This is a genomic window from Parasphingorhabdus sp., from assembly GCF_059726685.1.
This window is the reverse complement of record NZ_AP041068.1, coordinates 2,993,022-3,014,283: the sequence shown is the minus strand read 5'-3', so window position 1 is coordinate 3,014,283 and position 21,262 is coordinate 2,993,022. Positions and strand designations below refer to the sequence as shown.

Annotated in this window: 8 protein-coding genes; all 8 read right to left on the bottom strand. The window is 54.4% G+C overall.

The window, feature by feature from the left end; genetic code table 11:
- Positions 1-26: 26 nt before the first annotated feature.
- Entirely contained in the window at positions 27-8,294 is an 8,268-nt protein-coding gene (locus AC6I9Z_RS14850) for a beta strand repeat-containing protein (protein ID WP_461456591.1), read from the bottom strand.
- Positions 8,295-8,373: 79 nt separating this feature from the next.
- Positions 8,374-10,164, bottom strand: coding sequence for a ShlB/FhaC/HecB family hemolysin secretion/activation protein (locus AC6I9Z_RS14845; protein WP_461456589.1), 1,791 nt, complete (start codon positions 10,162-10,164; stop codon positions 8,374-8,376).
- Between the two features lie 105 nt (positions 10,165-10,269).
- On the bottom strand, positions 10,270-11,073 hold the full coding sequence (locus tag AC6I9Z_RS14840; protein WP_461456588.1) for a hypothetical protein: 804 nt from the start codon (positions 11,071-11,073) through the stop codon (positions 10,270-10,272).
- Positions 11,060-13,114: a CHASE2 domain-containing protein gene (locus tag AC6I9Z_RS14835; protein WP_461456586.1), complete on the bottom strand. Its 2,055-nt coding sequence runs from the start codon at positions 13,112-13,114 to the stop codon at positions 11,060-11,062. Before AC6I9Z_RS14835 ends, AC6I9Z_RS14840 begins: the two co-directional genes overlap by 14 nt.
- A complete protein-coding gene (locus AC6I9Z_RS14830) occupies positions 13,114-16,239 on the bottom strand; it encodes a CHAT domain-containing protein (protein ID WP_461456584.1) in 3,126 nt (1,041 codons plus the stop codon). The genes AC6I9Z_RS14835 and AC6I9Z_RS14830 overlap by 1 nt, the downstream gene beginning before the upstream one ends.
- Before the next feature lie 206 nt (positions 16,240-16,445).
- Entirely contained in the window at positions 16,446-17,117 is a 672-nt protein-coding gene (locus AC6I9Z_RS14825) for a nitroreductase (protein ID WP_461456583.1), read from the bottom strand.
- Entirely contained in the window at positions 17,114-18,943 is a 1,830-nt protein-coding gene (gene cobT, locus AC6I9Z_RS14820) for a cobaltochelatase subunit CobT (protein WP_461456581.1), read from the bottom strand. The genes AC6I9Z_RS14825 and cobT overlap by 4 nt, the downstream gene beginning before the upstream one ends.
- A gap of 81 nt (positions 18,944-19,024) precedes the next feature.
- Entirely contained in the window at positions 19,025-21,145 is a 2,121-nt protein-coding gene (locus tag AC6I9Z_RS14815) for a transglycosylase domain-containing protein (protein ID WP_461456579.1), read from the bottom strand.
- Positions 21,146-21,262: the final 117 nt, after the last annotated feature.

Genomic DNA, 21,262 nt, shown 5'->3' with positions numbered 1-21,262 from the left:
GGGATATAAAAGGTCAACCGGTCAATTCACTCGGCAGGTTCAAGCGTGTTTTCTTCCTCCGGACCGCCCTGACCACAATTTTCATCACCTTCAGCGCATTCGGTATTCTCTTCTTCGCCGGCCGCTCCGTCGGTAACCCACAGATCGTCGTTGCCCGCTCCGGTTACCGGCTCATCAATCAACGGATCATCGATATATTCTTCATTTTCCTTGATCTCGATGAGATTGGTCTCAAACGGATCGCTGACAACCGAACCGTCTTCCATTGGCGTTACCTCTTCTTCGATCACATCCCTTACAGGATCATCAATTTCTGGCTCTGGTGCAGGCGTGGGTGTTGGGGTAGGGGTAGGAGTAGGAGTAGGAGTAGGTGTGGGTGTCGGAGGTGGAGGGGCACCACAGCTAGCTGGATCAAGGATGACACAGCCATTTATGGTCGAAAAGTCATCAAAAGTGACGGCGACATCTGTCTCCAACAATCCGTCTATCCCGGTTCGTCCACTAACAATGCCATTGATCACGATATTGGCGTTACTCCCGGCGCTGAGGCCATTGATGGTGAGTGTATCCACCGTGAAACCACGGCGTTCATCAAAAGACACGCCAGGAACGGTATTTTGTATGAACAGGTCACCATCGACAATAAATTCTGCAATACCTCCACGGATCAGCCCGTCGTTGATGTTCAGGCCATCACTATTCTCCAGCCTCAGATCGACGGCACTAACATCCAGCCCGGCGATATCGGCAAAGGCCTGATCTGTCATGGCGTGGATATTCTGGGCGGTCAGGGTCATCAACCCGATCCCGCCGAAGCCACCATTGGCGTCGGTAATCTGAATCAGTCCGCCATTGGCGTTGATTCTCAGATCGTCCAACGACGTCATGTTCAGGGTTGTACCAGCGGATGCGTTGGTGACGTTGAGATTGCCATCAACCCGCGTCGATTGACCGGAATCAATGGTTAGCGTTCCGGAGAAACCGATATTGGCGTTTTGCGGCCCACTCACATTGCTACCGGTTTGGACGGTCAGATCCTGAATGATGAGATCGGGCGTCGTGTTGCCGGTTGCTCCGACAAAGATCGTCAGATCCTGATTGGACTGAATACGAGAGAATTCGAAATTATCGAGTGTGTAGCCGCCAAGATCGGTTGCGCCGCCCAAAAGCACTTGATTGATACCATTGCTCTCAATGAAAATATCATTGGTCTGTTCAAACTCACCCAATTGACCGGTGGAACCGATATTAATATCCGCGGACGAGACGTCGATTGTCGTCCCGGTGGCGAGAGCCTGAATGTCCACCAGATTACCGGCAGTGATCGTCAGGGCGTTGGCGGCATTGACAGTATCATTAATCGCAACGTCAACGGCTGCCGTGATATCAATATTACCATTGGCACTAACAACCGCCTGACTACTGATCCCGGCAAGAGATGATCCGGTGCCGCTACCAATGATAATTAGCTCATTTAGTTCTGCGCTACCCGCGAGGCTGGTGAGTAGAATATTACCTGTTGCACTGGCATCATCGGCTACGAGATTGCCTCTGGTAACAATGTCTATGTTCCCGGCATTGGCGGTGGCAATGACTCTCATCGCCCCGTCGGACCGGAGGAATACATTATTGCCGATGGCGCGGACTGTATCGGTGAGCATGGCATTGTCACGCACCGCGACATCGCCGTCAGTAGACTGCAACACGGCCGAACCACCGATCAACTCTCCAATTTCAACACCCAGATCAGCATCAAAATTGCTGTTGAAGGCTTCGGCGCGCGTGACATCAACAAACCCATCAACGAAGGCTCGGAGCGAACCGGCGGCTACGCTTTCAGCAGTAAAGTTACCATCGGCCCGGACACCGATGAAGGAATCGGATGTCACATTGCCAAATATAACGGAACCGACTGACCGCAAGTCCAGTCCAGAAGGTATTTTGCTGGTCACATCGACATCACCGAAAATGATGTCGCCCGAGGCGAAGAAATCTCCGGTGCGCGAAATATCCAGATCGCCGCCAATATTGATGTCGCCGTCCAGAGCGCGGATACGCAAACCTTCGGTAAACTGGATGTCACCATTGTCACCCGTATCGGCACCGCCCAATGCAACCGAATTGCCCTCCAGGAATGTTTCGTTGCCCGAAATAACATTACCAATGGATAGGCCAGCTGTGCCTACAACCCTCACGGTTGTACCCGCGGCCAGCAGGTCACCGGTAATATTGCTGCCGCTGATATCAAGCATGTTACCGGCATCTACTGATCCGAAGTCAATGAAATCGCCAGAAGACAGTGTTATGTCGACACCAGCATCAATGCTTCCGACCGTTATGTCGCCGCCATTGATATCAATATTCTGTGCGCCAAATGTGGATCCCAGGAAGATCGATCCCGGCGCATCCAGAATTATATTGCTGTCAGGAACATTAATCTGATCAAAGCTGAAACTGCCACCGGCGTCATAATTCACGTCGCCAGCGCCGACGTTCAATATGCCAACATTCATGCTATCAGGAACGGAGTAAAACCCTTCCAGCATATCACCGCGGTCCTCGACAGTGGTCAGTTCACCGCCTGTGTCAATAGCGGCCGCCGAGATGCTGCCGCCGACATTAATGCCAATATCGTTGCCACTGTTAAGTGAACCCGAACCAAGAAGGCTACCGGCTGCGTCAATGCCCAGAAAATCGCTGGTCAGTTCGGCATCGCGCAGGTCCACATCCCCTTCGGTGCTGTTCACAAATATCTCATCGCTGGCAATGAAACGCGATGGAACGCCGTTAGCACCCATCACAATATCACGGCGGGTAGATACGAGTATGCTGTTGGCGATAATATCGCCATTCTCGATGATCGCCTGAATTGGAACGCCAGCTTGACCGATTTGAACGATATTGTCAGCTGCCAGTGCGCCAAGGCATAAATTGCCCTCCACGCAGCCCGCGCTCAGCAGGCCATTATCATCAGACTGGCCATTAATGGCTATCATAGCGTTGGAAGGCGCATTGTTGATGTCAGCGCTGATCGAGCCTGCGGAAATCGTGCCGCCCAAGCCATCTATGGCATTTGCCGTCATCACAACGGCAAAATCATTGGCATTGATGTTACCGGCGGCAACAATCGAAGCAATCGGGGTTTGCGGCGTACTCAGCAGAGGAATACCCATGCCAATATCACCAGCCAGCAACAGCAGGTTGTTCTCGCTAAGAAACGGGATAGAAGGGTCGACCGTTTCCACCGGATCATTGGCTGCGGCAATGCTTGCACCCGATTGAATGATGATGTCATCACCTGTGCGCACCAAAAGAAGATTGTCGGAAACAAGATTTGTACCGGTCTGGAAGACTGCATTGCCCCCCGATTCAATCCGAACGGCACCGGATGACGAAATGTCTCCCGTAAATGTTGCATTAAAGAGCGGATCAAATTGCGGGAAGCTTGGATCTTCGTTGCTTCCGGCCCGGACATAAATGCCATTCGAGACCAATATACCGGTACTGAAAACAGAAGTTTCTGCCGGCCCGGTTACAGAGGCATTGTTAAGCATAACATTTTGCCCGGCGGAAAGATCAATATTGTCGAAAGCCCTTAGATCGGCGGCCGACGCATTGGCCTCTGCGCGAATGGAGATCGCAGCATCCGAATTAATAATGGACCCTGTCATGGCATCAAAGTCGCTTTGCGCCCGCGCGTCAAAGCTGTCGGCAACGTCAATAGATGTTGTTGCGGGCACTGTGTTATTTGTGTGGGAAACGAGAATGGAAGCACCGCTCATGACATCCATCAGGCCGCCAACCACCAGTTGGCCGTTCCCATCATAAGCAAATTCAGCATTTCCGGCCACGTCGATAAAGACATCATTAGTGACAGTGATCGGCCCGCTATTTCCAGACATGAAGAACCCACTGTCTGGTGCTGCTCCCGCCAGCGCTTCAGCGGTCAGGGACGCAAGGGCGATCAAACCGGCTGGATCGGTTGACGTGTCTATAATTTCAATACGGCCGCCAATACCACTTGGGAAGCCACTGTCACCTGAGTTAAACCCGTTTGCGACCATGTCGACATTGCCCAGCGTTATAATGCCCGGGCTGCCTTCCTGCACTTCTATTGCTGATGTACCGCCGGCACCCATACCGTCAATGCCCGCTGCACCAATTGTACCGATGCCGGTACCGCCAGCGGCGCCCGCATTGCCGCCAAAGCCGGTTGCAGTGATGGTAACGTCATTTCCGGTCAGCGTGCCGCCTTGCGCGAGCAAACGCGCAGTACCGCCAGTTCCTTGGCCAGCGTCCCCGCCATCTCCAGCAGTACCTCCATAGGAATAGCCACCAGTACCGCCCTGTCCGCCAGTTCCGGTGCTCGATAGCGTGAAGGGTGCACCGCCGTTGACCTCATAATTTGCGCCGGTGCGAACGGCAATCTCGACTGCACCGCCTGTTGCGGAACCGCCGTCCCCACCATCGCCACCATCGGCGAATAATTCGTCAAAGCCAGCACCGCCAGCGCCGCCAAAAGCATCGCTATTGGTAACTGGAGGTCCGCCAGTGGTATTCAACATTCCGCCAGCGCCAACGATTTCCAATCTAGCGATGCCACCTTGGGCATTGCCCCCATTCCCGCCATTTCCGCCAATACCGTCGCTTCTGCCGCCGGTTCCACCGGTTCCGTTGGACAATATTGTCGGCTGGTTGAGCTGCACAGCCACATTGTTAATATTCAGCGTGGAAACGCCTCCTATACCGTCACCCGCGTTACCGCCGGTCAGACCTTCACCGCCATCACCACCTGTCCCGCTGCTGTCGATTATGTAAACCGGATTGGTGGCGTCATCCTGATTCAGGTTTATGGTTGCAAGGCCACCGGTGCCTGTACCACCATTGCCGCCACTTTCGGCGGCCTCACCAACCGTAACTCCTCTGCTATCGCCGCCATCGCTGCCGATACCCAGCGACTGAACGGTCAACTGATTGAAGCTGATCGTGCCGGTTGTATTGTTGAATGTTGCGTTACCACCTGTGCCGCTGCCGCCATTTCCGCCGGCACCGCCCGGGATATCCATCCCGTTAATGTTATCTGAGTCAGCCAGTCCGCCTTCGCCACCATAGCCATCGGTGCTGACAAGTACTTCCTGGGCATTGACTACTGAAGTGCCATCCAGGTTGAAAGTTGCTGTCCCGCCGATGCCGGCACCGCCGTCGCCGCCGCCTGTGCCACGACCCCTGCCGCCATCGCCCCTGATCGACGTGAAGGAGGTGAAGCGAACCGCATTGCCTAATGCATCCACCCTGATCTGGTTGACGTTCAGTGTTCCTGATGTGGCATTGAAGGTAGCATTGCCACCGATGCCCATTCCGCCATTGCCGCCATTATTGCCATTGCCGCTATCGCCAAAGCCGCCGTCTCCGCCGAGCCCGCTTGCGGTAATCGTTAAGCTATTAACGGTAGCATTGCTGCCATTGAGGTTGACGACGACATCGCCTCCCGTTCCGGTCCCGCCTGATCCAGCCGTACTGCCGACATTGTCGCCACCCGGTCCGCCAGAGCCGTCGCTGCTGACTGAAATGTCATCGGCGACAAATGTACCGTTTAAAAGATCAATCGTTGTTGTTCCGCCTATACCGGAGCCACCATCGCCTTTGGGAAATCCCCCAAATCCCGCCTCCTCATCAAAAAATACCCTGCCGTCAGTGCTGAATGAAAGATCGGTCAGCGTCATGGAGGCCGCATCACCGTCCACCAACAGCCTGATCGTTCCGCCAATTCCGTTTCCAAGATCTGCGTCGCCCAATCCATTTGCCGATGCGCTAAGGCGTCCAGTGAAGTTGATCGACGAATTATCTGCAGAAATCAAAATGTTGCCGCCGCGTCCGTTTACAGCAGTTGGTGAGGCAGGGCCAGAAAAGTCAAATATTTGGGCATTTGCAGTAAGGTCTCCATTTCGGCCGGTCAGGACGCCGCTATTGCGAGAAATAACATTGATGTTCCCGCCGGACAGGGTTGTGCCGTCATCAAAACTGCTGGTGGCGAATAACTGCAGGGTATCAAAACTGACCGTGCTGCCATCGGCAATCAGATCAATCGAGCCTTCAATATCGGCAAAGATTCCTCCAGCGACCAGTAATCCGGAACCTGCGCCGGTACCCGTGCCGACCGCCGATATGGTGGAAGAAGGGGTTGCAGCATCACCGACCTGCTTGTCGCTGGTGCGGGTGCTCAGGTCTATGTTGTTATTAATCGTCAAAGACGTGCCTGCACCGCTGACCGAAATATTGGCCATCGGCCGATTGGCGATTCCATTTACAATTTCACCGGCCGCATTAACGGATTCCCTGCTTTCCGCAGAGGATGTGGAAGACAGCGAATTAAATGTGTGATCTCCCCCGGTGATGGTAATATTTACATCACCCGCTATGCCGTCGTTACTCTGGGTTACGGTTCCGTCACTGCCACTCGAGGCGCGCGCGTCGGTATTGATGGAGATGTCGCCGGCAACCATCGTCCCGCCTTGCAGATTGAGTGTAAAGTCACCGGCAATACCGTCGTTGCCCACGCTGCCCACGCCATTGCCACCAATTTTCCCGCTGTCGGTGCTTCTGGCTTCTGTATCGAATGTGACACCACCCAGAAGGCTGATGCTGCTGGTATCATCGGCAAGATTCACGGTGATATTGCCGCCTTGGGACAGACCGTTAAATTCTTCCCCCTTGCCACCCTGCGCGTCGGTCAAGAACTCCGATGAACCGCCAACCTGCAAACGGCCGCCGTTTGATACGTTGATGGAGATGTCGCCGCCAATCGCGTCCTCGCCGATTCCGGTTCCTCCGTTGTTGCGGACCGTGAAGAAATCGTCGGCGCCCATTGCACCTGCATCGACAGTAAGATTTCCGCCTATATCAATCTCGCCGATACCGTCGGGGCTTGTAGGATCGTTAATGGCAACAAGGTTTATTGCCCCGCCATTTGCCGCAGAGCCGGCACGCAGATTTGCATTGCCGGCAACACGGAAAACACCGCCCTCATCGGCCCCGATGTTGATTTCAGTGCCCGCAGTCAGGTCAAGATCATAGCGGTCACCGGATGCGGCAGTTTGAATATCGATGCCTGTACTTGTTGATACTCCATTGATGGCACCGCTTGCCGTCGCGGATACATCTGCCGAAAAATCGCCGCCTGTAAACTCTACATTGCCGGCAAAATTGGTGACCGGGTTATCTGCGACTACCACTTGCGCGTTGTTTGTAGGGCCCTGGACGGAAACGTCATATCCGGCGCTCAAGACCACCTGACCGTTGACAATACTGGCTGAAGCTGCGGGCCGATATCCGACTTGACCGCCGACCAGCATCGTTATTGCTGCGTTTTTCGGCACCGCCACCATGTAAATGGCCTGTGCATCACGGTTTGCTTCATTGAGAACCGGTGTCGTTGGATCGTCTGCAATAGGCACTGACGAGTCGCCGGTGGTTGTGCCAGTGTGAACAATGCCATTGCCATCGGCGGTTCCCACCGTGACCGTGATGTCGAACAATCCATTATTGATCGTCAGGTCAGCTTGCTCGGCAGCGACATAGGCTGCAGAGCCAGCGACATCGACCGTGCCGCCCTGGACCACTCGGGGTGCGACAAAGGCCACATAGTCATTGGTATTTGGAAATGCGGTATTGGCGTTGATAGTTGCAGTTTCGGCAATACTGACGGCCGAAGAACTGCCCGCCGCGCCTCTGAAACGGATTTGCCCCGTGGAACTGAACAGGCCTCCGGTAGTATCGATATCATTGGCAGTCAGAACCAGACTGCCCACATTGAAAGCGGCATCAGCGCCTGCGATAATGCCGCCGGGGCTATAGAACCATGCACTACCACCCTGAGTACCGTTCACGCGAGTATTTACTGTGCCGTTAAACTGGATCGGCCGAAATTCGCCTGCCAAGCTGGGTGTCGGCAAGATGCGGTTCAGGACCGTAAAATCTGTTGCATTGTTGAACGTAATGGACCTCATCGACGGGAGAATGTCGATTGGCGTGTTGATCGTGTCCAACGTGGCGGTATCGAGAGGTGCCCAATTGATAATCGCTTCAGAGCCGGAAATAAAAACATTGTCGGCATTGGGGCCAGGTGACCAGCTGTCGCCAGGGTTAAAGGTGGGTGTGGCCTGAAAGGAACGATTGGGATCAAGGGCCTGAGCCTGGGCCGTTTGTCCCAAAGTTGCCAGGGCCACAGCGGCGGCGGTGAAAGATCCGCCAGCGAGCAGTTTGAGCTTGCTGATCGCGGATCTGTTTTTATCCATAGCGTTGCCGGTTTTCCGACTGTTTTTTGTCGTCTCTGTCATCATCTTGCCTCTGGTCATCATTCGCCGCCTTTATTGCCTATCGTGACCACGGTGCGAGTTGCACCGTCAGTGTCATCAATGCCCGGGCGCTGTCTCGCCGGGTTTGGAAAGGTCCGCGTTTCAGCGGCACCACGGCCATCACGTCCAGACTGGCCTGCCGACCAATGGTTGCGCGAATACCGCCGCCAGCGGAGTAAATTTTCTGGGGATCACCCGGGAGGTTTTTGTTCCACACTCCCATGAGATCGAAATAGACATAGGGTTGCCAGGCAATGCCATCCGGAGAATCGGGGATGAGCGAGCCATAGCTGACCTCCGTCTGCAGACCGTAACCGCTGTCGCCGATAATCGTTCCCGGATCATAGCCACGACCGGTTGTGTAATTGCCGCCCGAAATTTCTTCATAAGAAAACAGCGCATCGGGTGAATATTGGAACCGCGGCTTCAGCGTGAATGCCAATAACGGAGTAGGACGATAATCCAGTTTTGCCTGCCCTCTGACAACAAAAGCGGTTGGATCGCCATCAGCACGGGTGGGAATTACGGTTTCTCCGATACAACGAACAAAGGCTGGTCCGCATCCCTTGCTGGCACCCAATATGCCAAGGCCTTGACGCAGTTCCAGTGATCCTGCCATGCCCCATTTGGGTTCAAAGGCCGAATAACCGCCGCGACCGGACAAACTGCCGGGTTCAATCGCATTATAGTCCAGACGGGCATAAGCGATGCTCAGGTCATCTTCATTCGTTCGCGTACCCAGAATATCCGTCTTCTGGTCAATATGTTCAAAACCCACGGTCCCGAACAAATTATGGGATTGTTTGCGGATGAAGGGATAGGTCGCATAAATGCCAGCGACCAAAGTTTCCGATTCAATATCGAAATTGCCCGCCAGTTCCGGGTCCGTCCAAGCATAGGTGAAATTACCGCCAAAACGCAGACCTTCACCGCCGACACGAAATTCATGACCCACTTGCAGGACTTGCTGTTCACTGAAATCAGCGGTTGAAAAAGCGCTGATCGTTGTTTCATCGCCGAGTCCGGTAATCCCGTTAAACCGTGCGCGCAGCAATCCGCCAAACCGGCCGACCTGTTTCGATCCGAAGTTCTGGATATTCGCATCCACATAAACCGGTGTGCGAACCACATTAAACTCGCCAATCACGTCTCCGGGGCGCCCTTCGGTGGCGGACGTTACCGGCCGTAAGGAAAGCCGCACATCCAGTCCCGGAATATCACGCGCAAGCAGGAGATAGCGTTCCGCAACATCAATATTGAATACCGGTTCGTTGGTCAGCTGGTCAATATACTGTTTCAGCAGTTTCTCTGAAGATCCGGCATCGCCGCGCACCTGCACTGATGTCATCCGTGCAAGCAGAACGTCAAATTTGACGTTACCACCGTCGATGGTCTGGGGAGGAACCTGTACAGCTGCTAGATAGCCGGCGCCGCGCAATATGGTTGCGGCCCGATCACGGATTTCACAGACCACGGCAACCGGTACTTCCTGACCTATATAGCCCGTATAAGCTGACTTCAATATTGAGCTATCGACAACGCCAAGGCCGTCAAATTCGACCGCCTGCAGGGAGAATTTGACATCGGCAAATTCAGGATTGGCAAGCGGACAGGCGGATCGCTCGACACCGCCTTCGACGGTCAGAGCTTGTGCCTGGCCTTTTTCGGCTTCTCCCAGCAGTCCACGCTGGATTTCTTCCCTTGTCGGCGCTGCGACCGCCGATTGCGCCCAGACAGCACCATGGGTCGACAGAATTGCCGGTATTGAGATCAGCAAAGCCAGTTTTTTTGAAGCGCGCGCTCGCGACATATTTTTCCCCGTTTTTCAGTATTTCCCGCGCGACCCCCCTTGGAAATACCGTATTTTCACCTCACGCCCTGACCCTCACCTCGGGGCGTAAGATGTTCTTCCCTGTTAACTTGCGTCCTGATCGTCCGAAGAACCGTCATCAAGTGTTTCGACCAGCAGATCGAGCTGGCTCTGACAACCATTGGCAATCAATGCCGCGGCCGCGTCGTCCAGATTTTGTGGTGCCTCGTTCAGCATCACAAAATTAACTTCAACCGATTTGTCGACATTGGATCCAATCAACCTGTAGCTGGCACCATTTTCCAGCGGCGCCTCGGCTCTTGGCCATCGTTTCAGCGGATTGCCCTTACGCCATGCCACTTCGGTCACCGTACCATTGGCCGGTTCAACAATGCTGGCAGTGGCGGACCCGGTATAATCCGGGCGCCATAATACCAATGCTTCGGCATCGGCTACGCAAAATTTGCCGCCTTTGGTAACGTCCAGAAACCACAGATTTGGGTTTTTCGGTGCAACACTGGTTACACCGACACCCGCGCTGCGGACCGCTCCGGTTCTGGCCCGGCTGCTTCCGCGATTATTGATGAAGCTGGCAAGGCGCGTCGAGCTGCTGGACTGCGTACGCGCCCTGTTGCCGAGCGAAAATGTTCCAGGGCCTTTCAGCACCCGGGTGCCGCCCTTGCCAAGTATGGTGACTCTATCCAGATCCTTCAGCGTGACTTTTGTACCGTTGGCAAGTTTTTTACCGGCGGGATAGGATTTGGCAGATGGCCCGGTTGAACGAACAACCATATTTTGTGCCACTGCAGCGCCGCTGACACCGATGAGCAATATTGCTCCCAATGCCGCCTTGCCCATGTTGCGTACGAGTTTGCCAGATTTAGCTGTTTTACATTCAACCGAGTGCATAGCTCTCTCCATTTTTCGTTTTTTCCAGTCGTTTCAGCAAATTGGCCAAGCCTAAATCTTCACCATATCGCTTCATCATAGCATCAAGTGCCTGAATATAAGCATTATCACCTTTTTGATGGGCTCCTATGACGGCTGTCACTGCCGCCCGGTCTTTTTCTTCCCAATCGGGAACAGGTTCATATACCTCTACCGGGGTCGACCGTCCGCGCAGGGTTATCTTGCCCATCGGCCGGTACCAGTCGAGCCCCGTGCGTTCCATTGCCTCTTTGCTGACCAGCACTTTGGTTTCCAAAGGCTTGTTGGCTGCTTCCAAACGCGCAGCGGTATTCATTGCATCGCCAAGTGCGGTGTACTGGATCCTGCCTTCACCGCCGAAATTGCCGACAATCGCATCACCATAATGCATTCCGACGCGCGTACGGCCAATTGGAGGCACCCCCTCGGGCACGTTTTTTCTGAATTCTTCGCCGGCTTGATAAAGAGCATAGGCGGCCTTGGCAGCGCGCTCCCCATCGTCGGGCAGGGAAAGGGGTGCTCCCCAGAAACATACCAGCGCATCTCCGACAAACTTGTCGATCGTACCGCCATATTCCAGGGCGACATCGCTGAGCCGGTCGAGATAGTCATTCAGTAGCGTTGCGACCATTTCAGGCTCGATGGCGTGGCTGAGTTTGGTAAAACCTTCCAGATCTGTGAAAACAGCAAATATCTGACGTTTCTCACCATGAAGGGCCAGTTTCTCAGGATCGCGTAATATCTCTCCGGCGATCGATTTGGGCAGATATTTACCCAGCGCACTTTGCGCAAAAGCACGCTGTTTGGAATTGATCGTTCGCGCCGCCGCACTGACGGAAGCATAGCCGAACAGCCAACCCAAGCCCCAGCCAAAGGCCGGCAGGCTGAGTGTATCGACACCGATATTTTGCAGGACAAAAGGAAAAATCAGGAAAAAAGCAAACTGGCCGATCAATATACCGGCGACTTTTCCCGCATTGCCCATGATGAGCGCAGAAAGCCCGCCACAGATCGCGACAATCAGGGCGGCCACCCACAGTGTCCAGGCCGGTATCGGGGCCGGGATATCGTCATTCAGCAGCTGTGCGAGCATGTGAGCATGGACTTCCAGTCCGATCATTTTGCCATCTTCGCTTTGCAGATCCGTGATTGAACCAATCGGCGTTTCGAACCGATCACGATCAACAAAGTCACCGCCAATCAACACATGTTTGCCCGCAATGAAAGATTGCAGCATTTCTGCCGTTGCCGGATCGGCAAAACTTTCTATCGGAAATTTATCGAACACCGGCATGTCCGGACTTGCCGGAACAAGATAACGGATAGCCCCTTCATTCGCTGCAAATTTGGGATTTGGCCCGGTCAGAGCCATGGCCATAAACGGCGGTGCGTCGGCTTTCTGGGGTGTCCAGCGTCTCTGGACGCCGTCGCTGTCGGTGTTCAGCCGGATGCTGGTCGGTTGCAGGTTATCACCCTCGACATCGCTCAGGAATGATTTGAGGAATTCATGTTCTGCAAAGCCAATTTCGGGATTATATTTGGGATCGGCATAAGCCAGAAATGTCGGGGTCCGGATTTGCTTGAACGTCGAGACTAGCAACGGGTCGTCATCCTGCGGCATGGTGAACAGAATATCGATGCCGATGGATTTGGGATTGGCTGCGTCAATCGCTTCTAATGACTGTGCAAGAATTGTCCGGTCGACCGGGGAGCGCTGGCCCGTGAGTTTCAGAGTGTCCTCGTTGTACACGATCATTACGACCCGGTCTTCTTTCTCCACCTCTGGAGCGAAGACGGAAACCCGCATGTCATAGAGTGCGCGTTCGGCGTCCTGGATCAGTGGTGTCGTCCAACTGAAGCGTGCCATCAAGAGGGCGAGTATCAGGAACAGGATCGTCGAGCCAAGGCGGATCGGACCCAGCTGGTCAAACAGGCGCCGTAACGATTGTAATATCCCCCGGGCCTCTGCCTTGACATCGCGGTTGTTTGACACCGGGTCGTTATGGCTATCGGAGCCCGTCATTATTTCAAGATGGAAGCCGATGATGTTGTGGTTGCTGCATTTGCGGTCTGATTGTCCGGCAAAAACGGTCTTGATCCGTCACCGATAATGGCAAAGCCGGACCAGTAATAAGGATGCGACGTTATCGGATCATCCATGAGTCTTTTTTGTGAAACACGCAGTGCCGTCGCGATCGATTGTCCTTTTCCGTCCTCAAACAAGCCGCCAATCAGGCGCTCGGTTGCCTTGAAATCGTCAGGCGCGGGCCAATGACTGGCTAACACCGAACGGCTACCGGCACCAATGAATGACCGGACCAGACCATCCAGCGCGGTGCCTCCGCCACTGCTGACACCCGCTTCGCGTGTGGCGCGGATGCTGGCCTTGCCGGCTGTGTCGCAGGCTGAAAGAATGACAATGTCAGCATCCAGCTTCAGATCGAATATCTCGTCAAAAGCCAATAGACCGTCCGAATCCTCGCCGCCAAAAGACGTCAGCAACGCTGGTTTGGCCGGGCAGGATGGTCGCGGAGCGGTTACCAGCCCGTGGGTAGCGAAGTGAAGAATGCGATATTCGGAAATATCGGGTTTTGCCAAAATTTGGTCATCGGAAAAAGCTGTGCCGGTAAGTACTTCGGAACCATTCTGACCAATTATCGAGCGTGCCTGGTAAAGTTCCGCGTCCGAAATGGGCTTGTTCCATTCATCGAGAGCCCAATTGCAACTGGCATCAAGGCCTTTAGCTGACGCTCGAACGCCGCCTATTCGGGTATTGGCCAGAACCGGCTGATTACTGCCGAGGCCAAGATACTGCCGGGATGCACCGGAAATTGGGGCCTTGCGTGCTTCGGTAAAACCGCGTGCGGAAACCGCAGTGCTGACATTGATATCGCCGCCCAGCCACCGAACGCCGGTATAGTCGAACGGATCGCCATCTGGCTGCTCGATCCGCTCCAGATATTGTGAGACGGAATTGTCATCAGCGACCAGCAAATTGATCGGCAGGCGCAGCATCGCTCCATCTGGTTCAAAGATCAGATGACTTTTTGATGCCAGTCGCTGTGCCATGGGATCCAAAAGTGCTTTGTAGAGTTTTCGGGACGTTTCTATGTCAAATGGATAAGTGACATATTGTCCATTTTCAAAAACGGAGATGGAGGCACGCAAAAGGTCTACTTGCTGATCCAGTGCACTGGCACTCAAGGCTGATTTATAGGCGGTGGCAAACTCTTGATCTGCGTAGAGCATGAATATGTCATCGCCGACAATCGCCATGCGTAGATAGGCTTCAGAAGGTGTCATAGATGCCCGCAAATCGGTGAGGCTGATAGAGCTTCCTGCAACAGCACGATATTGTGGAAATTGCGACAGGCTGACAATGGTGAGCTGCTGGCTTCGCTCCAGTTCCTCTATCTCAGCAGCCAGATCGGCACGGCGTCGCCGTGTTCCTGCATTTTGTTCCACCTTGCCCAAAGCGGTGAAGCGCATGCGCAGTCTTTCGATGCTGCGGTCAAGATTGTTGGATTGCCGAAACAGACGCGCTGCTTCGTCGGTGCCGCCGCTAAGCTCTCGGGATAACGCCGCCTGAGTTTCGGCAACGCCAGGCCGGACCAGAACCTGAGCGGCTTTGAAGAACTCTGCTGCAGAATCCGGATCATCGCTCATCAGCTTGAAATAGGGTCCAAGCTGATTGGCAATGCCCGTTATCGCACTGCGCTTGCCCAGCGAGCTGTCGACAACTTCGCGGTATAACTGCCGTGCTTCATCTTGTTTGTCGCGGCGCAATAAATAGCTGGCCAGCTTTGCTTTGGCGGCATTGACGGCGCGGGTCTCGGGATATTGCAGTTCCACCAGCTCCAGAGCATTGCGCAGAAGCTGCTCCGCATTGCCAAATTCGCCCTCTGCTTCGGCGATCAGAGCCAGTTCCGACAATATCTGTGTCCGCAGCCGTGTGATGGAGGTGACCCGTCCGTCGCGAACCGCAACGGCCCGGTTATAGGCGGTGGTCAGCGAACGCTGAGCGGTATCGGCATCTCCCTTGATGCGCTGGGCCGTGCCAATCAACTGCAGGGCCTGCGCATCAATAATCTCCGCGCGCTCCTGCTGGGTGAGTTTTAGATCATCATTGAAACCGAGTAAACTGGATGCCTTGCTGTCACTGTTCAAACGGGTTGCAATGGGCGCCGTGATGGTGAGGTTGGAAATCAGTGCATCTTGCTGCGTTTTCAACGCTTTGACGGGCAGATTTATGCGATCGACTGCCTCTTCATAACGCCCCTGATTCAGCAGATGTATGCCTTCAAAATTACGTAGCAATTTCTGGTTCACGACATTGTCCGATATCACTGATCGGGCTTGTTCAAATAATTCGTCTGCTTCTGCAAATTCGCCAAGGTTCGATTTTTGCAGGGCGCGATTGATATAATATTCTTCGGGATTGATATCCTGATCATCCAAACCGGCGGTGCGCTGTTGCAAGGTCTCAAAAAACGCCGCAGCTTCGGCATAATTGCCGCTCAGATTACGGCGATAACCCTCTGCCAGTGCCAGTTCGGGCTTTAATGTTAGCGCCTGTACCCTTGCAAACGCGAAAGGATCTTCGATAGACGTAGATGCAACGTCGATCCGGCCTTTGATAATCTTGTCCGCCATGACAGACTTTAGCGCTAAAAGCGTTGCACTGTCATAAACGGTCAGGCCCTCTGCGACATAAGTAACATTGCCGCGCTCTTCCCGGAAAATTGAATAGCTGACCGGTTCGTCGGAAAGTTTGCAGATATTCCGGCTGATGCCGTCGATGCTATCTTGCGCTGCGTCCTGGCCGCAGGTGATCGAATCTTTGCGAGATTTGGCGATGCGGGTAAGGACATTGTCTTCTGGTGCACGAAAAGCATAGACGTTACCGACCGGACGCGCGGAATCGCGGCAGACAACCGCCCAAGTGCGGTCAAAAATGCTTCGTTTTGCTTTATTTTCAAGGCTTCTGTCCTGAACTTGGCAAAGTGTCCCGTCGCCTGAACCAATCGGGAAACTGTCGCGCAGTGCCACGGGCATGCCTTGCGCGTGAGCAACGGATGATGTTGCAGCCAGTGTCAATGCCGGAAGCAATGCCAGTATAGGCAAGCTAAAATCTCTCGGACGGATCATATATTCCCCACAATACCCCAAGAAGGCTTATCCATCACGGCTAAGCTATTCTATTGCGACCCGAAAATTCCCTCATGAATATCCATAAGCGAATTTTCCGATTCTGGTATAGTAATTTATCGACACAGCCGGTCAGAAAGGGTGACGATCGTCACTTTCTGAGACAGTTTAGAAAATAATCTTTTTTATTCAGATGTTTAGATATTCTAAATTCCAACAAATTTTACATTTTCGGACAGGGGAACCCGCGGAACGTCGAAATTGTTAATGGGCGCATCCGGATCACGATATCCGATGGCCATTCCACAAAAGAAAATGTGGTCATCGTCAATGCCGAGCAGCTCGCGCATATAAGTTCCATACATCGCCCAGATTTCCTGCGGGCAGCTGTCCAGACCTTCTTCGCGGAGCAGTAACATCACGGTTTGCAGCCACATGCCCATATCCGACCATTGCGGCGGCCCCATATATTTGCGGGTATAGGTGAACAGCTGCACTGGTGCGCCAAAACTGTCCCAGTTGGCCATCATCTGCTTGATCCGCGCGCCACCATCTTCGCGGGGAATTTTCAGAGAGTCGAACATCGCCTTGCCGACGCCCTTGCGCTGTTCTTCGTAGCGCCCTTCCAGATCTTTGGGATAGATGTCATATTCCATATTCTCGCCGGCTGGCGCCGTCGGAACTTTGGCCTTGATGGCATCTGCAATCCGCGTCAGCTCATCGCCACCGACAACAATGGCATTCCATGGCTGGGTGTTGCCGCCTGATGGTGAGCGGGCTGCGGTTTCCAGGATTTTCTGGAGTGTTTTCTGATCAACGGGCTTGTCGAGAAACTGGCGGACGGAACGGCGGGATTTAACAGCTTCGGTTACGTTCATTTTGTTTCCTCGTCAAAAAGTCCGGCCAGTTGTTCGACCATAGTGCCGCCCAGCTGCTCCGCATCCATGATGGTGACAGCGCGCTTGTAATAGCGGGTCACGTCGTGGCCGATGCCGATCGCAACTAGCTGCACCGGCGAACGACTCTCGATCCAGTCGATGACTTTGCGAAGATGATTTTCCAGATAGGCACCATGGTTCACTGAAAGGGTTGAATCATCCACCGGCGCGCCATCGGAAATGACCATCAATATCCGACGTTCTTCGGGCCGTCCGATCAGGCGATTATGCGCCCAGAGCAATGCCTCGCCGTCGATATTTTCTTTGAGTAACCCTTCGCGCATCATCAGGCCAAGATTTTTGCGTGCCCGTCGCCACGGTTCATCTGCCTGTTTGTAGATGATGTGGCGCAGGTCGTTGAGCCTACCGGGATTGGCCGGGCGATCCGCCGCCAGCCAGCTTTCGCGGCACTGACCGCCTTTCCATGCACGAGTGGTAAAGCCCAGTATTTCAGTTTTGACGCCGCAACGTTCGAGTGTGCGGGCCATGATATCGGCGCTGATCGCAGCAATGCTGATCGGCCGGCCGCGCATCGAGCCGCTATTGTCTATCAGCAGAGTAACCACCGTATCGCGGAAATCGGTCTCGCGTTCGACCTTGTAGGACAGGCTGTGCGCCGGATTGCTGACCACGCGGGCGAGGCGGGCGGCATCCAGCATGCCTTCTTCCTGATCGAAATCCCAGCTGCGGTTCTGCTGCGCCATCAGGCGGCGTTGCAAGCGATTGGCAAGCTTGGTCACCGCGCCTTGCAAATTGGTTAGCTGCTGGTCGAGAAACGCGCGTAGCCGGGTAAGCTCTTCTTCATCGCACAATTCGGTCGCGCTGATGATCTCGTCATATTTTTCGGTCCACGGCGCATAGTCAAATCCGGGCGGCAGATCGGACATCGGGCGATTGGGGCGGACCGGCATCATGCCATCATCACCGGCATCGCCCATTTCCTCTTCCGCGCCTTCTTCCATTTCTTCGGCGTTCAGTTCGCTTTCGCTATCCTGTGCATCATCCTCGGACTGTTCGGAGCGCATGTCCTGCTGCCCCTGATCGCCAGTGGCTTCATCATCGGCGCCATCATCGTCCTGATCTTCGCTATCTTCATCAGAATCGTCATCATTGTCATCGGCGTCCGAAGTTTCATCGTCGCTGTTGATGAGGTCGAGATGTTCCAGTAACTGCGTGGAGAGTTTTGCAAAGCTCTCCTGATCATCGAGTGTGAGATTTAGACCATCGAGATCGGCACCTGCGCCTTCCTCAATCCACTCGCGTAGCATCTCGACACCCTTCAAGGTCGATTCCGGCGGCGCTTCGCCGGTCAGCTTTTCGCGGGCAAGCAAGGCGAGTGCCGTCGAGATTGGTACTTCATCGCGATTCTGAGCGCGGGAAATCGGATCCGACCGCATGCGCATTTCCAGCGCTGCATCAAGATTGCCGTTCACGCCCTTCATATTGCGCGATCCCAGCGCATCGGTCCGCACCTGTTCCAGAGCATCAAAACATGCCCGGGCAACGGCCTCCTGCGGCGCATTTTTGCGGTGACGGCCTTCGTCATGATAACGCAGTTTCAACGCGAAACTGTCGGCAAAACCACGGGCCTGGGCAACCTGATCGGGTGGAAGATCGCGTGCCGGCATCGGTACCTTGAGATGTTGTCCGGATTGCGAAGGCGCTTCTGCGGTGTAAGCCAGCTCCACTTCAGGTTCGTGGGACATGGCGCGCGCGGCGCCGCCGAGCACGTCTTTCAGATCATCAAGTTTGGAACGGTCAGCCATAGAAGACAACAGCCATAAGCGGAAAGCCAAGGGGAATCAAAGGTCTAAATTCCACCTTTTTGCTAGGGATATCGTTGCTTCCTAACGATCCGTAGCGGCAGGTGTCTCTTCGCGCCGACTTTCGATAGCCATACCATCATTATCAAGACGTAGATCAAGGGGAATACCGCCAATCTCCGTGGAGATTGAAACGCCATCCTCACCGTTGATCCGGATTTCGGATTCGCCAAGATCGATCGGCACATCCTGCAAATCGTCAGTATCCGGCACGTCCAACGGTTTGACCGGTCCGTCAGGATCCGGCTTGCGGGCTGGTTTGGGCTTGCTAACGGGCCCAGCGCCTTGCACTGCCTGACGCATGAAATCCCGCCAGATGCGTGCAGGAACGCCGCCGCCGTTTACGCCTTTAAGCGGGCTATTGTCGTCATTGCCAACCCACACGCCGACGACCAGATCGCCTGCATAACCGACAAATAGGGCATCGCGATTTTTCTGACTGGTACCGGTTTTGCCGTAATTGGGAATGGACAGCTGGGCATTGCGGCCTGTGCCTTCGTTGACCGCCGTGCGCAACATGTCTTCCATCCGCTCATGGGTGTTATTGCCATAACGCCCGGGCCAGTCGAACAGCCATTCTGCCCAGCTTTGTTCCTTCTTTTCGAAGGCATAAGGTTTGATCGGCCAACTGTTGCTGGCCACGCCGGCATATGCGGCGGTCAACTCCAAAAGCGTCATCGTTGATGTGCCGAGCGCCAGACTGGGATCATCCTCCGCCAGTTTTGACGTGACGCCGAGATTTCTGGCTTCGCGAATAACCGCTTTGTCGCCAACTTGGCCGAATAGGCGTACCGCCGCGACATTGCTGGACCTGGCAAACGCCTCTTTCAGCGTAATTTCGCCGCGGTATTTATCTCCGGCATTTTTCGGCAGATAGCCGCCTTTAGTGATCGGACTGTCATCGACTATGTCATCTGGCCGGATATCGGCGCGCAATGCCGCAAGCCAGACGAACAGCTTGAAGGTCGATCCCGGCTGGCGTTTTGCCTGAGTCACCCGGTTAAAGGCGGATTCCTTATAATCACGTCCACCAATCATTGCGACGACCTCGCCGTCGGGCCGCATTGCCACCAGCGCAACCTGCGCTTTGCCCAGCGGTGCGCGGCCAACAACATTGTTGGCAATCCGCTGCAACCGTGAATCTAGCGTCGTGGTTAGCGTCAGCTTGCTATAGCTCATCTCCGAAAGAGCCCTGGCCCTCGGCATCGCCCAGTCGGCAAAGTAAGTGCCCGTAGGAACCGTGTTCTTGGCCCGCACATCCAGTATCGGATTGGGCAGACTATCGGCTTCTTTCTGGTCCAAAAAACCAGCCGCCACCATCGCTGATTTGACGAGCTTGGCCCGTTTGGCGGCAAGATCGGGGTTACGGGTCGGCGCAAGGCGGGAAGGGGCCTGCACCAGCCCGGCCAGCATGATCGCCTGCTCCGGTTTCAGGTTTTCCGGCTTGCGATAATAGTAATGCAGCGAAGCGGCACGCAGGCCGTAAACATTGTCGCCAAAATAGACGTTGGACAGGTAGCGCTCAAGGATTTCATCCTTCGACAGCCGTGCTTCCATCCAGAAAGCGATCAGCATTTCGCGCGCTTTGCGGGTCAGGCTGCGCTCTGGTGTGAGGAAGGTAAGTTTGGCGAGCTGCTGTGTAATCGTGCTGCCGCCCTGTGTCATGCCGCTACGGGTGGCATTGCTCCATGCCGCACGCGCAAGGCCGCGCGGGTCGACGCCCCAATGGGAATAGAATCGCCGGTCTTCAATCGCGAGAAAGGCGTTGACGACATGATCGGGCAATTCTCCAACTTTGACCGGTTCATCCACCACCGCACCATTGCGCGCAATCGGCTGGCCATCAGAGGTCAGCAGGGTAATTTGTGGCGGTGCGATCGGTTGCAGGGATTTCGACAATGGTGCCGTAATCGCAAGCCAGGCGATCAGCAATATGAAGAGAAACAGAACCGCTGCCAGCCCGCGACTGAACCACCACCATTTTCCGCGCGGTTTTTTAAGCGGGGCAAGCGGTTCGTCCTGCAAATGCGGGGGCAGGGCATTGCCATAAGGTTCGTAGAATATAGTTTCCACGGGCGCTTTGCGGCCAAAAGGCCAATACCAGCGCCGGCGCGGCGCATAAGGGTGGGATGTCTTATCCAGCATCACTTACTGTATTATACTAGTAACACACAAAATGCGAGAAACAATTTCGGACAACCATGTTCAGCCCTCCTCGTGAACCGAAGAGACCTATATGTTCATCAATGAGTGAACCCGAAA

Coding starts and splice junctions, on each gene's coding strand:
- AC6I9Z_RS14850 (WP_461456591.1), bottom strand. CDS start 8,294: ATGGATAAAAACAGATCCGCGATCAGCAAGCTCAAACTGCTCGCTGGC.
- AC6I9Z_RS14845 (WP_461456589.1), bottom strand. CDS start 10,164: ATGTCGCGAGCGCGCGCTTCAAAAAAACTGGCTTTGCTGATCTCAATA.
- AC6I9Z_RS14840 (WP_461456588.1), bottom strand. CDS start 11,073: ATGCACTCGGTTGAATGTAAAACAGCTAAATCTGGCAAACTCGTACGC.
- AC6I9Z_RS14835 (WP_461456586.1), bottom strand. CDS start 13,114: ATGACGGGCTCCGATAGCCATAACGACCCGGTGTCAAACAACCGCGAT.
- AC6I9Z_RS14830 (WP_461456584.1), bottom strand. CDS start 16,239: ATGATCCGTCCGAGAGATTTTAGCTTGCCTATACTGGCATTGCTTCCG.
- AC6I9Z_RS14825 (WP_461456583.1), bottom strand. CDS start 17,117: ATGAACGTAACCGAAGCTGTTAAATCCCGCCGTTCCGTCCGCCAGTTT.
- cobT (WP_461456581.1), bottom strand. CDS start 18,943: ATGGCTGACCGTTCCAAACTTGATGATCTGAAAGACGTGCTCGGCGGC.
- AC6I9Z_RS14815 (WP_461456579.1), bottom strand. CDS start 21,145: ATGCTGGATAAGACATCCCACCCTTATGCGCCGCGCCGGCGCTGGTAT.